The following is a 16,532-nucleotide window of genomic DNA, read 5'->3' on the forward strand; positions in this document are numbered from 1 at the left end:
AGAAATGTTCTTTATTGTGTAATCCGGATACTTGCAGGTATTGAAAGTTTGTTCCCTGCAGCATCCTTGATATTTCGGCTTTCCAACACTTCGAGAGAGAGACCGCTTGCGATGTTTGCTTTTGTTACATCTTTCTCTAATGTCAGTTCAACTGATTTAATAGAGGTTCCCGCAGATGTCGCCACTTGTTTATTGTCTGCAACTGTCGCCCCATCAATCAGCAATGCGAAATCTTGCTCGCCTCCGATTGTTGTCACGGCCTCCGAGAAAGTAAGTTTCACCTTGTTCGTATCTGTCAATACAGCGGATTCCACATATGGCGCTACGTTCTCTTTCAGGCTCACCGTATTCGTCAAGAAACGATCCATTGTTTTCGTGGAACCGAACGCTTTTACATTATCAATTGAAATATTACGTACCCCTGTATAAGTATTGGATCCTTTTTTAAGATTGAGCACGGCTACTTGCGTTGTAGCCGATTCTGATGTGACTGGCGGCTTTAATGTCACAGACTCAATCACTGCTCCGTCAATTGAATAATTAGCCAGGGTGGTAGCCGTTTCCCCATCAACTGCAGGATTAAACGTCACGTTTACTTTATTATTATCCGCAGGATCTTGAACCACTTCGGTTACACCGACTACTGCATCATTCGCCAGTGTGACATCTTCACCGCGTGTGAAGGCCACATGGTTCGTGCCTGTCGCAACTCCTGATTCACTAGTCACATTATTGAACGTTAGGTCGAGTGTATAGTCGGCAGCTTTAAAATCGTTTTCTCCTAAAAAGGAATCCAATTCGATCCTCACCACTTTTTTATTGTCCGTTTCTTTATAGGTCACCGGTGTTGCATCGAAGTTCTTTGAGCCGACCGTCACGTAGTTTCTCACATAACTTCCGACACCGCTGACCGTTGACCGTTCTCCTAGATTGATGTTTTTATCAAATGTAAGTTCCAAATATTCTTTCCCGTTTGCTTTTTCTTGTACAACCGCATTGGAGACGACTTTCGGAGCGGTGGTATCTTTGGTGAACGTGATCACTTTGTTTGTAGTAGCTCCCACTTCCCCACTCAAATCGGAAAAAGCTGAAACCGTTACAGTCCTAGCCCCATCTAAAAGGCCTTCAACATTCACATCATACACCGTCGGATCGTCAGTAGACCTAGAAACTGCAGTCTTCGGATATCCTGACACAGCTACAGTCGGATTATCATTTAGCCGCTCGGAAAACTTGATTGACAACGAGGAAGCCCCTGTTTGTGTAATTTTTTCAACTACTGGTGCAACCCCGTCAGCAGCCCCTTTTTGGAAAGTGACAGTTGCCGGATTAGGCGTGAGCAAATTCTTAGCCATATCTTGTGCTCCGATGAATGTCGCAACGATCCGCTTCGATTCGGAAACATTTGCATCCATTGTGAAGACGACTTCATCAGCCCCTTCTGTCATTGCACCTGTAATTCCTGTAACGGCTGAACCGTCTTCATACTTGAATGTCGTTGCATTAAAAGCTTTCATCGGTTCCGAAAATTTCACTCGCACTTGTGTGGCAGAAAGATTTTCGACATTTTTAATCGTTGGCGCAGTCGTATCTGATTCAATGGTTATCATTTCCGTAAAGTCGTCAATCACTTTTCCGTTAGTCGTTTTTATGTTTTTTATTTTCACATCATACCTTTTTGAAAGTGGAGCATTCGCTGTCACTGTCAATACTTTTCCATCCGAACTCAAGCTACCTGATACGACGTTTGCAGTTACCCCATCTAGCGATGAAATGGCAACCGTGTTTTCTTTGATCGTCCCACTTGAAGTCAACACAGAAGCGGCGTCTACTGCTGTACTGAAATGGACTTCAAACTGTGTAGCATTGATGGGTTTCACACTTGTCACAAAACGATCGTCTCCGGCATACTCAAACGTTGCCGTCATCGTTCGTTCAGCTGTTGCTTCCCCTTTCGTCAATATCACTTTGTATTCACCGTCACCAGCTCCCGCAACGACTTCAGCTTTCACCCCTTTACCTGTAACAACACGATCGACATAGGCTTGTACGGCCTCCAATTTAGCCTTATCGGTTGCCTGTTCTCCTCCCGAAACGACAACATCTCCAGCCTTCACCAGCTCTGCTGCCGAATCGACAGCCGCTTGATCATCACTCACTTTTGAAAATTCCGTGTTCATGGTTTTATAGAGGAACGTTGCAAATTGGCCACGAGTTGTTGTGTTTTTAGGGTTAAAAGCTGGAGCGGCCGGATTCGTAATATCAAAATAATCGAGGACATCGATCGCCGGACGGGCTTCCGCTTTCGCTTTCGTCAAATCAATGACATCTCTTTTGAAATCTTGTTCTCCCACATAAGAGACGAGATCCGTGCTATTTTTCTTATCGAATGCCCGGACAAGCACAACAGCCATGTTTTCACGCGTGATGTTGTCTGAAGCGAGCAGGCGTCCGTTATTGCCATTGAATAATCCATTATCTTTCACAATGGCCGCAGATTGCAGAAGTTCATCATTGGAGTTAGAGGTGAGATCTGTAAAACGTGGATTTGTTTTATAATCTTTCGGAATATCGTACCCTTCTGCTACAAGCCATTTCCCCATCAATTTCACAACGTCTGATCGCGTCAATGTTTTATTCGGCTGGAACGTTCCATCGGGATAACCTGAAATAATCCCCATATTGGATAAGGCATCGATTGCTTTTTCATGTGTATTCTCTTTTGTATCCTTGAATTCTTTTGCACTTGCCATCGGAGCTACTGCAGATGCAACGAGAGTAGCCGATGCAGCACCTATTATGAATTTTTTTGTCTTCGAAGATGATTGTTGAGTCATGAAAAATTTCCTCCTCTTGAATCATTCGTTAGAAATGAACTCTATTCGACTATTTCTATCTATACCCTTAGTAGATTGATTTAAACTATTTGAGAAAATCGCCTTGAAGAAGTTTATTGAAATAAAAAAGCGGAACGCGCTCTGGAATGAGCTTGTTCCGCTTTTGTTTTGAATGAATTTTACTTAATCTATTAATCGCATAGGTGTGTGCCACCGTTGCAATAACTTATTTCGCGACGTTTACTTCAACGCCAACTTTTTGAGTGTTTCCTTGAATATCTTCAACGTTTGCAGTTGCTGGTTTAATTGTTTTAACTTTAATCGCTTTTGTTAAATCAAGAGCAGTTGCTGTTTCTCCTGCTTTTTCAATTGAGATTGTTAATTTATTCTCGAAGCCAGATACCTTTTTCGCTTTCAACTCACCTGCTTTGAGATCTAAAGCAACTGTGCCATTCGTGATTACGAAATCGTCACCCACTTCAAAAACATTGTCTTGACCATCTGTAAGGACAACATTTTCACTGTAAGTCAACTCAATCGTTGTATCATTCAAGACTTTTGCACTTTCTAGTACTGGAGCTACGTTATCTTCAACAGCTACTGTACCTGTGTAGGTTTTTAATGATTTACCTGATGTAGATTGAATATTAGCTGCTGTAAATACAACTGCCTGATCAGTTTTTTCAATTGATTCAACTGGTAAAGTAATTGTAGCTACTTTTTGTGCTGTATCTAATGTTATTTCTGTTCCAGTTGGTAGTGGTTTACCCGCTAATGTGTAGTTAGCAAGGTCAGTTGCAGAATTTGCAACTGCGCCACCTTTTACAGCTTCAGGGAATGTCACTGTAATTACATTTTCTGTTGCTTCAGCAGAAGTCAATTCAAAAGTAGTTGCTGTTTCTGCTTTACCAAAGTCAATTGTGTAGTTGAATGCATCTGATTTGTTTGCAGTCTCCGCTTGGTCAGAAACCAATTCCTTCGCAAATGAAAATGCGAATTTACCAGATACTGTAGCTGGAGTCTTAGCAGTATAAACTACTTTCTGATCACCCGCAGTTACCGCATCCGCAGTTAATCCACCTAGGAAGTTTGTTACTGCAACCCCATTTTCGTCAACAATTGTTGGAGCTACTGTTTTGCCTTTACCTGCCGCTCTTAGACCTTCGCTAAAGTTCACTTCAATTGCAGTGACTTTACCGTTGTTATCTTTAATAACTTTGTAACCTGTTGCAGCCGGTTTTACAGTGTCTTTTGAAAGCGTAACTTTTTGTGTAGTAGCCGTAAGTTTATTCCCTAATTTATCTTTAATTGTATCTGTTAATACAACTGTGTACGTTCTGCTCGCTTTATCGGCAAAAATAGTAGTTGCCGTTACCGGAATTAAGAACTGCGTATCGTTTGAGCCTTCAACTTCAGTTACTGATCCTGTTTTTACAGCATTCAATGCTTCATCTTTAACAGTGCCACTCACTAAAGCATCTTTAACAGACTTAACATCCATTGATTTACTGAAAGTGATCAAGATTTCTTTTTCACCTTTTGCAGTAAGTGTAACTGCTGGTACAGTTGCATCTACATTTACAGTAAAGTTAGCAGAAGTTGAAACTGTTTTGTTTCCAGCCAAGTCTTCAATGTTGATGAGTTCAATTGTGTGTGTTTTTCCAGTTTCTAGAGAAAGTCCAGAAATTGTAGCTGTGTCTGTACCTGCAAAGTCAGCACTCACATAAGCACCATTCACTTTAACAAGCCCAGTGCCTGTTTTAAGTGGTTCTGAAGCTTTTACTGTTAATCTAGTCGCAAGGCTACCGCTTGTTTTTGCTTCCACACTTGTGATTGTTGGAGCTACTACATCTTTATACGTAATAGTAGAGACATATTTATCCGTTTTTACTTTTGTATCCGCTTTTGTTTTAACCGCTTCAACAACAACTGTTGCGTTAGAAACGTTAATTGGCGCAGAAGCAGTTAAAGTAAGAACTTTTCCATCTTCAGATAATGATTGAGAAGTAAATTGCACACCTTGAATCGAAACTTTTCCTGCAATATCATTTTTATCTACCGCTACGCTGAATTTAACCTCAACTTGCGTAGCATTCAAAGCGTTTACTTCCGTAACAAAACGATCATCCGCAGCGAATTCGAATGTTACAGCGATCGTTTTTTCTACTTTTTCTTCGCCTTTTGTCAATGTGACAACGTATTCGCCAGCAGTTTTGCCTGCTGTTGCTTTCGTTGTTACGCCTTCTTCTTTCACTAGGCCTTTAACGTATGTTTGAACAGCTGCAAGTTTGTTTGCGTCTGTTGCATATTCGCCGCGTGATACTGTTACTGCACCGTCTTTCACTTGTTTAGCAGCAGCTTCCACCGCTACTTTGTCTTTATTCCCTTCAGGTGCTGTAACAGCAGAGAAGTCTGTGTTGATTGTTTTATGAAGGAATGTGGCGAATTGGCCGCGTGTTGTTGTATTTTTCGGATTGAACGCTGGTGCAGCCGGGTTCGTGATGTCAAAGAAATCGAGAACGTCGATTGCCGGGCGCGCTTCCTCTTTTGCTTTCGCTCGGTCAATGACGTCTTTATCGAAGTCTTGTGCTTCAACATAAGCGACTAGGTCCATATTATGTAACTTATCAAATGCGCGAACTAGGACAACAGCCATGTTTTCACGTGTAATGTTGTCAGCAGCCATTAGGCGACCGTTATTTCCATTGAATACGCCGTTGTCTTTCACAACTGCAGCATATTGTAAAAGCTCGTCATTAGATTTAGCTGTCAAATCTGTAAAACGCATATTTGTTTTATAGTCTGCCGGGATTTTATAGCCTTCAGATACAAGCCATTTCCCCATCAATTTTACGACGTCAGAACGCGTCAATGTTTTGCCTGGTTTGAACGTGCCGTCTTGGTAACCGCTAATGACACCCGCATCAGATAACGCATCGATTGCCGGTTTGTGCGTGTGATCTGCTTTCACATCATTGAATTCTTTCGCACTTACGACCGGTGCTACTGCAGCCGCAACTAAAGCCGCTGAAGCAGCGCCCAAAACGAACTTTTTATACCTTGCAGATTGTTTATTAACCATTTAAAACATTTCCTCCTCGTATGTAGGTAGAGATGAATTTCTTAATCTAAGAACCTTCAATTCTAACTGGTAAGTGATTACTGGTACTACATATGTACCTTTGGTTGTTGCCTACTTATCCTAACATATTAGATTTACTCTATTAGCATCCAATTTATGGTCTTTTTCCTTTTACTAGAATACTAGAGCGAAAAAAAGACTATCCAACGATCCATCGCTCCTGAATCATTGAATAGCCTTTGTTCATCCTTTACTTTTACTCCACTGCCAACCACGCTCGACGATGTACTCAAGTGGAGATTGGGATGGAATGACGAAACGGCATTGCGAGAATTCTGTTTCCACTATTTCTTCAAGCTTGCCTCTGATCCTTCCAGAATGCACAACCGCACCTCCATTTAAATAGACGACGCATTCCGTTTTCTCCAAGTTGCTCTTTCGAATCACCGAAGCGACTAATAGCGCCAATTCCTCTGCTGCTTGTTCTAGAATACGAATGGCCACCCAGTCGTCCTGTTGCGCACAACGATCCACGACAACGGATAATCGTGCCACCCGGTCTACGGAATAATCCGATCCGTATAACCAATCCGCCAATTCTTCAATCGTTCCGAGCGACAGCTCTTCCAATACGCTTCTATATAATGAAGTAACAGCTCCCCGACCATCCTCCAACCTAAAAATCGCACGCAATGCTTCACGCCCTATCCAATAGCCGCTCCCTTCATCCCCCGCACGATGCCCCCATCCACCAGAGCGGATAACATTGCCTTTGCCATCATGCGCAAAAGCGATGGAACCCGTCCCCGAGATCAGCAGGACACCCGGTTGACAGCCGGTTGCACCAAGCATGGCCGCTTGGGCATCATTTTCGACGATCAGCTTCGCGGCCTGTAAACCAGCTACCAAGCAAGCCTTCTCAACGATCGATCGAACAACGGCCCGGTCCCGGTCCGAATCAATTCCTGCGAGTGCGAAAACAGCAATGTCCACTTGCGCCGTCGGAAAAGCCGACTTCACCTCTGTCAATAAATGGACCAGAACAGCCTGCACTTGATCCGCTCCCGACGTCTGGTAATTGGAGCCTTCGCCTAGCTTATCCAACAATACCGTTCCATCGCGTTTCCGTAGTGTCAAAGCCGTTTTGGTCGCCCCACCATCAACGGCAAGGATGATCTCTTCCATCATGCATCACTCCAGTTCGCTTTGAATGTTTCCAACTGGATTTCTGCATCAATAATCGCACGTTCCTTTTCATTCAACCATTGCATCGCCTCTTTCGCGACTACTTTTGATCGTTCAATGGAAGCTTTCATCGTTTCAGCAGCAGGACCACCGTAAATCGTTCGGATCGAAACGAAATGTTGTGGACGCAATGCGGCTTGAAAATCGAGTGCGGAAATCGTGAGATCTTTTTTCAAAATAAGACGCGCCTGGTCGTTTGCCAAGCGCCACGTCAGGCTTGACAATGAGTCTTCCCCTGCCGCAGCCAATGCTTTGACACAATTACTGACAATCTGATGCGACTGACGGAATGAAATCCCTTCTGAACGGACGAGCGTATCCGCCAATTCCGTCACATTGGCAAAACTTCCTTCCGCCCGTTTCAGCAACTGATCCTTATTGACATCCATCGTCAACACGACACTGCCAAACAATTGATAAATGCCGATGAGGCGATCGATCGCTTTCCACAAATAGGGCTGCAAATCATCTTCGGTGTCCACAATATCGCCGAACGGTGTATTATGGATCATCGTTAATACCGTATTCGTATCGCCGACGACCGAGGATAGTAAAGAGCGCATATGTTCAATCGACACCGGATTGCGCTTTTGAGGCATGATGGAGCTGATTTGAACATAGGGATTTGCCAATGTAAATACATTGAACTCCTGCGTTGCCCATGTCAGAAAGTCTTGCACCGTGCGTCCCAAGTTCAAAGCGGACAATTGAACAGCACTTGCCGACTCCGTAATATAATCGGCCGCCGCAACGGCATCCCAGGAATTTTCGATAATCTCATCAAATGCCAGTAAATCCCGCATACGCTCCCGATTGATCGCAAAGCCCGTTGTTGTCAGCGCAGCCGCACCCATACTACTGCGATTCACCGTACCATAAGCCGATTGGGCTCTTTTGAAATCCCTGCCAAGTTGATCGATGACCGCCTTCAAATAATGAGCAAGCGTTGTCGGCTGGGCTTGTTGCGTATGTGTATAGCCGATCATCACCGTGTCGATATGCGCTTCACAAAAAACGAGCAGTGCATCTTTCAGCGCCAACATTTCACTCATCAGTTCAAGCAGTTTCTTTCGCAACGTCATGCGGTAAATGGCGATCCCCATATCATTCCGGCTCCGCGCGATATGCAAATTCCCTGCTACTTCACCCGCGTCTTCAATCAAATCATGTTCAATCCTGAAAAACAGATCCTCGAAAAGCGGATTATAATGATCCGTACTATAATAATCGACATCTAGCGCATGGACCGCCTTGCCGATTGTCACGGCTTCTTCCGGACTGATGATCCCCTGCTCCTCTAGCATCTTCAAATGAGCGGCATGGATTTGGATCATGGAATGCAAGAAATACTTTTTCGCTTCATCATAAGCAGGCTGTAATACCATTCGCCGATACGTTTTCGAAGGGAACTCTTCCCCTTCCACTTCATTGATGCGATCCTTGAAATTGCGAATCATGACGTAAACCTTCCTTCCAACTAATTTCAATCCTTTAGATTGCTGAACCCGCACTCCCTTTTGACAACTTTTCGGAAATCATTAGAACGATTAAAATTAAAATGATTTGTAAAACGCCATATGCGCAAGCCGTACCAAATTTGAATGCATACATCTTCTGGAATATGGCCACGGATAACGGCATGGTCGACATGCTATAAATGAGGATGGATGCAACAAACTCCCCAATACTTTGAACGAATGCCAACAACGTCCCGGCCAAAATCCCCGTCAATGTCAGAGGCAAAACAATTCTGCGGAACGTCATCCACCAATCTGCCCCCAAACTGCGTGAGGCTTCTTCGATTGTTTGGTCCATCTGCAACAACGACGCCGATGTCGACCGGAAAACAAGTGGCAAATGGCGGATAAAATACGCCAGCGGTAAGATCCAGAAAGTCCCAATGAGCACCTGATTGAACGCGAATATATTTTCCTCGCTAAATGCAGCAATCAGATTCACCGCGACGACTGTTCCAGGCAGCGCCCACGGAACCATGATCAAAATATCGAGCAACGTCTTCCCTTTAAAGTTCAACCGTACCATCGCATACGCCGCCGCAACGCCGAACAAGATATTCCCAACAGTTGCCACAAAACCCATCTGCAATGAGTTCCAAATTGGTCGCCACGTTCGTTCATCCGTGAACAAGGCAATATAATGATCAAATGTATATTGAGGCGGCAACACTTGGATCGTCCACGTGCCGTCCACCGAAAACGAAATGAGAATCAGCGTCAAAATCGGTAGCAACAAAATGATAACACCGATAATGGATAGGAGGATGGATACCATTTTCATCACTTTCGACTTCACTTCCGAGCGATGGACACCAATCCCTTTGCTTAAGTTCTGGTAATTCCGCCGGTTCTGATACCAGCGCATGATGATCAAAAACGTTATGGAGACAAACGAAAGAATTGTCGATTGTGTGGCTGCCATATCCAGATTACCATTCGTCCGCGATAGATAGATTTGCATCGTCATGGTTCGTTCCACACCAAAGATAAGCGGGGCCGTATACGACGCCATCGCAATCATGAAAACGAGTAGCGCCGCCGCAACAATCGACGGTGTCAGCATTGGCAAAATCACTTTCCGCCAAATGCGGATCCGACTTGCTCCAAGATTGGTCGCTGCTTCTTCTAAAGATGGATCCAGCCCCTTGATCGCGGCCGACGCGGTCAAATAGAAATAGGTATACATCGTGAACGTATGGACAACAATGACGCCCCATACGCCTTTCAACGAGAATGGTACTTGCTGAAGATTGAATAAATGCTGGAGTCCACGTGGGATAATGCCACTTTCTCCATATAGAAAGGTGAACGACAGTACACCGACAAGCGGTGGCAACGCCATCGGTACCAACACAAGAACGGATAGCACACGACGTCCCGGAAAGTCATACCGTTCCAATAGAAACGCCATCGTCACTCCGACGATTGCACACGTAATGACACTGATGCTGGAAATATAGACACTCGTCCAGAGCGCTTCCAAATTCGCTGTGCTTTCAAAACTGAAAAACCGCTTATAATTGGCTAGCCCCGACTCACTGCTGAAACTTTGGATGAATGTTTGATAAAAGGGATAGATGACATACGCAAACAGAATGAGGAACAAGGGTGATATCAATACATAAATGAAGGAAGGTGACCGTGTCAGCCGGGCCCACTTGCTATCTTGTAGTGGTTGAAACGTCTGTTTATTCATCAGATCGGCCTCCTATTCTCCTAAAAAGTAAAGGCTTCGCGTTGGGATATTTAACCGAATGGCATCTCCGACTTCCAACAGTTCCCCACCTGTATTGATGCTCATCATTTTGAACGTAATTCCAGATATGTCGACGAGATAATGGACACTCATCCCTGTAAATTCAACAAACTTGATGGTTCCGGTCAATCCATTTTCGCCTCCTCCTAGCTGGATGGATTCCGGACGGATCGACACATGGACAGTTTCCCCAACATGCATCGGGGCAAGCGGGGAACTATTGGTCAGTCGTCCCCTCAGTGAGACACCGGGTCCAGTTTCCGCAACGACCTGCTCGCCGTCTATCGATGTAATCGTCATTTCTATCGTATTCGATTCACCGATGAACGTTGAAACAAAACGGTTCACCGGACGATTATAGATTTCCTGTGGCGTGCCAATCTGTTGCACATAGCCATTTTCCATCACCATGATACGATCCGACATCGCCATCGCTTCCGTCTGATCATGTGTTACATAAATAGTCGTCACACCAAGTTCTGCCTGCAACCGTTTGATTTCAATCCGCGTCTCTTCACGCAACTTGGCATCCAAATTAGACAACGGTTCATCCAACAGCAAGATATCCGGTTCAATGACAAGTGCTCTAGCCAAAGCGACACGCTGTTGTTGCCCGCCCGAAAGCTCATTGATCTTCCGCTCGCCATACTGTCCAAGTCGCACAAGCTCTCGTACTTGATCGACTTTCTGTTTAATCTCCGCTTTGGAAAACTTTCGTACCTCTAAGCCGAACGCAATATTTTCATTGACTGTCATATGCGGAAAAAGTGCATAGTTCTGGAACACCATCCCGATGTTCCGCTTATTCGGTTGCAAGGTCGTCACATCTCGGTCATCGAAAAAAATCTTCCCCTCTGTCGGATAATAAAACCCTGCAATCATCCGGAGCGTCGTCGTCTTGCCGCAACCGCTCGGACCGAGAAATGTAAAGAATTCACCTGGTTGAATATCAATATTCAACTCCTTAACACCATGCACATTTCCAAACATTTTGGTGATATCTTTCAATCGAACCCCTTTCATCCCAATCCCCCTTCCGATTCTATATCAATTACGCCTCGGCGTAATTGCGTCCAGATTTTGAATCGAGCTTGAGGCCCACACGATGTGGGTCACGCAAGCGTTGCGAATCGAACAGCGAAGGGTTCGATTTGCCGTATTTCTGTGATCTTTGCAGAAATTAAGGCACTTTCCTTTTAGGACGTCGCGCATTTAGCTTGCCTTCATTAACTCCTTTCAAAATCTGTGACATCCGCCGGAGGCTTATCTTTATTCAGCGGGCGTTTAGACGCCCGCTGAATAAAGATATAGGAAAGACCCCGAGGTTCATGTCCCGAGGCCTTGCCATTTGCATCCTGTTAACTCCAATTATTTACCTTTCCCCTTAATATTCGAATCCCAATGCTCCATCCATTCCGCTTCTTTGTCCGCCATCACTTCCCAATCGATATCGAGCGCCTTCAAGTCCAGCTCCTGAAACCAATCCGGCATATCTTCTTTCGCAATATCCGAACGTGTTGGAATCTGATACAACTCTTCCGCCAGCTCTGCACGTACTTCCGGATCGAAAAGGAATTCATAGAACAACTTCGCATTTGCTTCATTTTTAGCATTGTTGACAATACCAACCGCATCAACAAGAATCGGTGCGCCACTCTTTGGATAAATATAATCAAATGGTTGGTTATTCAATTTGCTTTGCAGCAAAATATCTTGCAAATTCCACAATGAAACGGTCCCTTCCTGACGCACCAATTTCAAATAGAGATTCGTAGGATCCTGTGCATACTCTTTCGTGTTTTTATCCAAGCCTTTCAGCCATTCATATCCTTTCGCAGGGTCGTCGGCACCTTGACGGTAAATCATCGAGGAGTAGATGGTACGCATCGTTCCGGAAGCTAGAACTCCTCGGATGACGATTTTGTCCTCCCACTCTGGCTTCAAAAGATCATCCCAATCTTGTGGACCTGTCTCCTTTGTCAATACATCACTATTGATCATAATGACTTCCGGCAGCAACATCTCCCCGTACCATCTGCCTTCAGGATCTTTATATGCGTCGGCAACCGCATTATCAAACGACGGTTTAAATGGCAACAGGAGATCTTCATTCGCTGCCACCATCATCGCCGACTGTGTACCGCCCCACCAAAAATCCGCTTGTGGGTTCGCTTTTTCACCCCGGACACGTTCAAGGATCTGTTGCGCCCCCATCGTCAAATGTTCCACTTGCACATCCGGATACTGTTCATTGAACATCCCGACGACCTTTTCAACTACACTTTCATCGCGGCCTGTGTAAATAACGAGCTTGCCGGAAGCTTCATTATTGATGGTTGCATTGTCACCAGATGTTGCATTTTCGTCCTGCTTGGTGTTATCGTCCGTTTTCGTTCCGCTTTTCCCTTTGTCCGTATTGCATGCTGCCGCAAGCAAAAGTAAGAAAACGAGCCATACACTAAAAAAAAATTTCCTCTTCAAATCAACGCCCCCCTTTTTCTCTGTATAGATTGTTGCATAATGCCATAACCCAATGACTCTTTTCATCTACTCTACCACTTTATGTTTTATGATCTAGAAGATTACTTGAGGGCAGTTCCAGAAGTCTTAATAATCAAATAAATACCCCGTAGCCAATTAGCCGCAAACCTACAAATTCCATTCCCTTGAAAGAAAGCGTAGAACGTTTCCTAAACATTGACAAAATCCCCTTAAGTCGCCATGGACTTAAAGGGATCTGCAGTTGGTTGCTTCCACTTTCTTCTTGCAAAAAGATTCGCTACGATTGCACCTATCGTTAAATTGACGATCATATTCGCAACTGCCGGAACGGCAGCAAGCGAACTGACATGTTCCATTGCCAATGTCGCCGCGAGCGCTGTATTACAAATTCCAGTGTGGAACAAAATTGCCCGTGCATTTTCTTCCGGTACTTTCATTGATTTGGCTATGACATAGCCCGCAACCATCGGAATGGTCACTTGAAAAAAGACCGCCAAGAAAATTTTCGGCAGAACCGATAAGTTGTCCTGTAAGGATGGCTGCGCATTGGAAATGACTGATAAGACGACGATAAATAAAGCAAGTTGGGAGAGGACAGCCGTGTAAGGTTTCACAACTTCTATGCGCTTAGCCCATTTCCATTGCAACAGTAACCCTGTAAGAAGTGGGATGAAAACAATATAAATGATATTGATAAATAATGGCCAAAAAGCGATAGGGATCAGCTTCCCCGCAAACACTTGGACAAGCGTCGGTGTCAGCACCGGCGAGATGAACGTATCCATCGTTGCCATCGTAATGCTCAATGCCGCTTCACCACCCGCGATGAATGTATAAATATTGGCGGATGTCCCGCTCGGAACCGTCCCTGCTAAAATGACGCCGGTAGCGATTTCCGCGTTATCTTTAAAAAACAAGTAAGCAATTCCAATTGTGACAGTCACCATGATGCTCCATTTTAATAGCACACCTAATAATGCATGCTTTGGATTCCGAATGACTGAAAATAGTTTTTCCGCCGAAAGCGACATTCCCATTAATAAGAAAATCATCCCTAATCCTGCTCCGGTCCAGTTACGAATTAGAATAAATGCATTGGGAAAAAAATACGCGATAAACGATAGAAGTACAATCCAAACGGGTAAGTATTTCGAAATTAAAGTTGTGATTGCCTGAATCACCTTCATCTATATGCCTCCAAACAACAAAAACCTGTACTTGGAACAATACCAATTCGCTCCAAGCACACGTCCTCTTCAGTTATATTCTATATCTTTATGTTTAATCAACAGATTATTACCATTCTCTTTCTCTTCCACTATCTCAACCATAAAGTCCAGCTTCTTATATTCACTGCTTAACATATTTCCTGTTTCATCAATTCGCTCTTATCATTAGAACCGGAATCCGTGTTCACGAGTTTTTCCAGTAAAAACAACATTTCATCCTATTTAGTTTGTAGAAATCCTTCAAATTCATCAGCCCTTTTTATACTTGATAATTCGTGAATCATTTCGGCATTCAACGGGAAGTGACATGTAACTATCATTTTAAACTATTGAAAACTTAAACCAACAAAACGATAAAATCTTTCGACAAAGTTCGCATTATTCGGAACTGTGGATAACTTTACTCACATTATACCGCATAAATAACACAGTTTGTACATCTTGCAAACAACTTAACCACAGGATATCCACTAACACTTGTGGATAAGAGAACGGTTGTTCTTACTAAGGATTTTTGATAGATTAGAAGTACATCATTCGTAACCAATTAGTCTATTCATCCATGAGCTCAAATAACACACTTTTGGCAAATAAAATATGGAGGTGACCCTATGCATGCGAAAATTACCGGATGATTTGTTAATTGAGTGCTATTTCAAAGCGAAGGATTTAAAACTGAATCCTTATTTCATTTACCTTCTAGAATTGGAAATTCGTTCACGTGCTTTACTCATCACGATCAAGTTGCCGAGCTAGGTCCTTATTTTACCAACGGACAGATTCAGCATAACACCATGCCAGCTTGCAAAAAGTTGAAATTTTTTTGGTATTTAAACCTTCAGCCCTGTTCATCCTATCAAACAATGTGATTTTTTAGTTCAATGATTCACAGCACCCTATCCATTTTCCAATTCAAATAAAGCTTGACATTTCAACAGTTTATCCCAATCATCATAGATACAACTAACAATAAAGGGGTCCATTGACAATTGAAAAAAATGATTTTAGTTCTACTTATTTTCACACTGGCTTTTCCAATTTCCACACATGCTTCCAGTGTGAAATTAGTTAAAATAACAGAAACAACACCCGTTTTTGACGATATGCAAAAGGTGGCAGTCTTCCAGAAAGGGACCTCCCATACAGTCATTAAAGAATCGGATCGCTTTTACCATACCATTATGGGAAATGATGAAGTGAAGTTTTCGAAACAACGGGCAAAAGTGATCCAAAACGATCCCGGCAACTGGAAAGGCGCGCATCCCGTCCGTGCGACAACTTCGACACATGTCAATATTATGGAACGTCCTTCTGTAAAAGCCAATGTGCTCGGCTCGATCCAACCGAAGATGACCATTTATGTCCAACGGTTGAAAGGTGTCTACTATCCAATCCTTGTTGGCGGACAAACAGGCTATATCCATAAAGATCAATTGAAAATCGAATCAGGAATCCCGGTTTTGATGTATCACGATATTGTTACCAGCAAATTCGATCAAAACGCTTCCACGCTGGAAATCCAGAAATTTAGGGAGCAGATGAACTACTTGAAGAAAAACGGGTGGACAACCATTACACCGCATCAATTGGAGGCATGGGTGACCAAAAAGATCGCATTGCCGAAAAAGTCCGTTCTCATCACATTCGATGACGGCTATGCCTCAACTACCAATTTGGCTTATCCTATTCTGAAACAACATGGTTTTCAAGCGACTTCATTTTTGATTACAAGCCGCATCAACCGTCCCGGCATGGTATCCGATCAAGACATCGCTCGAACGCAGGATGTCTATTCGTATCAAAATCATACACATGTCTTCCATATGTTCAACAACTTAACAAACTTAAGCCTTCTTCAATATGAGTCGGAATATACCATATTGGAAGATCTCCAACAGGCAAACGGAATCATTGAAGATATCCTAGGTCCTAACTACACTGTCACTGCCCATGCCTATCCTTACGGGAAGCGAAGCCCACAAGCCATTCGAGCATTGAAGTCTGCAGGCATTACAAGTGCTTATACCATTGACGAAGGTAATGTCTTCCAAGGCGATTCCATCTTCGAATTGAAAAGGCAACGTGTCCATTCCGATCTGACGTTGAAAGATTTTGCAAATCGGTTGGAAGGGAAATAATCCGATCAAGTCCTCTCCTTAGTGCGGAGAGGACTTTTTTTGTGGGACCTTCTGTCATTCCAGCGATGAATACACACAACCTGGCGATCATAAAGCCTTTCTTGCGATCAATACACATAACCTAGCGATCATAAAATCTTTCTCGTGATCAATACACACAACCTTGTGATCATAATATCTTTCTCGTGATCAATACACATAACCTGGCGATCATAAAGCCTTTCTC

10 protein-coding genes are annotated in these 16,532 nt (G+C 43.6%); 2 read left to right on the forward strand and 8 right to left on the reverse strand.

Annotated features, from left to right (window positions below):
* Positions 1 to 11: 11 nt before the first annotated feature.
* The 8 genes from ACFPRA_RS08225 to ACFPRA_RS08260 form a co-directional block, all read right to left on the reverse strand.
* On the reverse strand, positions 12 to 2,837 hold the full coding sequence (locus tag ACFPRA_RS08225; protein ID WP_381432528.1) for an S-layer homology domain-containing protein: 2,826 nt from the start codon (positions 2,835 to 2,837) through the stop codon (positions 12 to 14).
* 226 nt (positions 2,838 to 3,063) lie between these two features.
* Positions 3,064 to 5,919 (reverse strand): S-layer homology domain-containing protein, encoded by a 2,856-nt coding sequence (locus ACFPRA_RS08230; protein ID WP_381432530.1) that lies wholly within the window; start codon positions 5,917 to 5,919, stop codon positions 3,064 to 3,066.
* A gap of 243 nt (positions 5,920 to 6,162) precedes the next feature.
* Positions 6,163 to 7,104, reverse strand: coding sequence for an N-acetylglucosamine kinase (locus ACFPRA_RS08235; protein WP_381432532.1), 942 nt, complete (start codon positions 7,102 to 7,104; stop codon positions 6,163 to 6,165).
* Positions 7,104 to 8,621: an argininosuccinate lyase gene (argH, locus tag ACFPRA_RS08240; protein ID WP_381432535.1), complete on the reverse strand. Its 1,518-nt coding sequence runs from the start codon at positions 8,619 to 8,621 to the stop codon at positions 7,104 to 7,106. Before argH ends, ACFPRA_RS08235 begins: the two co-directional genes overlap by 1 nt.
* A 34-nt stretch (positions 8,622 to 8,655) precedes the next feature.
* Complete coding sequence (locus ACFPRA_RS08245; protein WP_381432538.1) at positions 8,656 to 10,377, reverse strand: ABC transporter permease; 1,722 nt, start codon at positions 10,375 to 10,377, stop codon at positions 8,656 to 8,658.
* A 12-nt stretch (positions 10,378 to 10,389) separates the two neighbouring features.
* A complete protein-coding gene (locus tag ACFPRA_RS08250) occupies positions 10,390 to 11,460 on the reverse strand; it encodes an ABC transporter ATP-binding protein (protein ID WP_381432541.1) in 1,071 nt (356 codons plus the stop codon).
* A gap of 345 nt (positions 11,461 to 11,805) precedes the next feature.
* Positions 11,806 to 12,984: an extracellular solute-binding protein gene (locus tag ACFPRA_RS08255; protein WP_381432544.1), complete on the reverse strand. Its 1,179-nt coding sequence runs from the start codon at positions 12,982 to 12,984 to the stop codon at positions 11,806 to 11,808.
* Positions 12,985 to 13,148: 164 nt separating this feature from the next.
* The gene (locus ACFPRA_RS08260; protein ID WP_381432547.1) at positions 13,149 to 14,126 is read right to left on the reverse strand and encodes a bile acid:sodium symporter family protein; all 978 of its coding nucleotides are present in this window, start codon (positions 14,124 to 14,126) and stop codon (positions 13,149 to 13,151) included.
* A 657-nt stretch (positions 14,127 to 14,783) separates the two neighbouring features.
* On the opposite strand from ACFPRA_RS08260, the gene sda reads away from it, so the two are divergent.
* Positions 14,784 to 14,924: a sporulation histidine kinase inhibitor Sda gene (gene sda, locus ACFPRA_RS08265; protein WP_381432550.1), complete on the forward strand. Its 141-nt coding sequence runs from the start codon at positions 14,784 to 14,786 to the stop codon at positions 14,922 to 14,924.
* 242 nt (positions 14,925 to 15,166) lie between these two features.
* Positions 15,167 to 16,306: a polysaccharide deacetylase family protein gene (locus ACFPRA_RS08270; protein WP_381434822.1), complete on the forward strand. Its 1,140-nt coding sequence runs from the start codon at positions 15,167 to 15,169 to the stop codon at positions 16,304 to 16,306.
* Positions 16,307 to 16,532: the final 226 nt, after the last annotated feature.

The sequence above is a fragment of the Sporosarcina soli genome (assembly GCF_042655805.1).
GTDB lineage: Bacteria > Bacillota > Bacilli > Bacillales_A > Planococcaceae > Sporosarcina > Sporosarcina soli.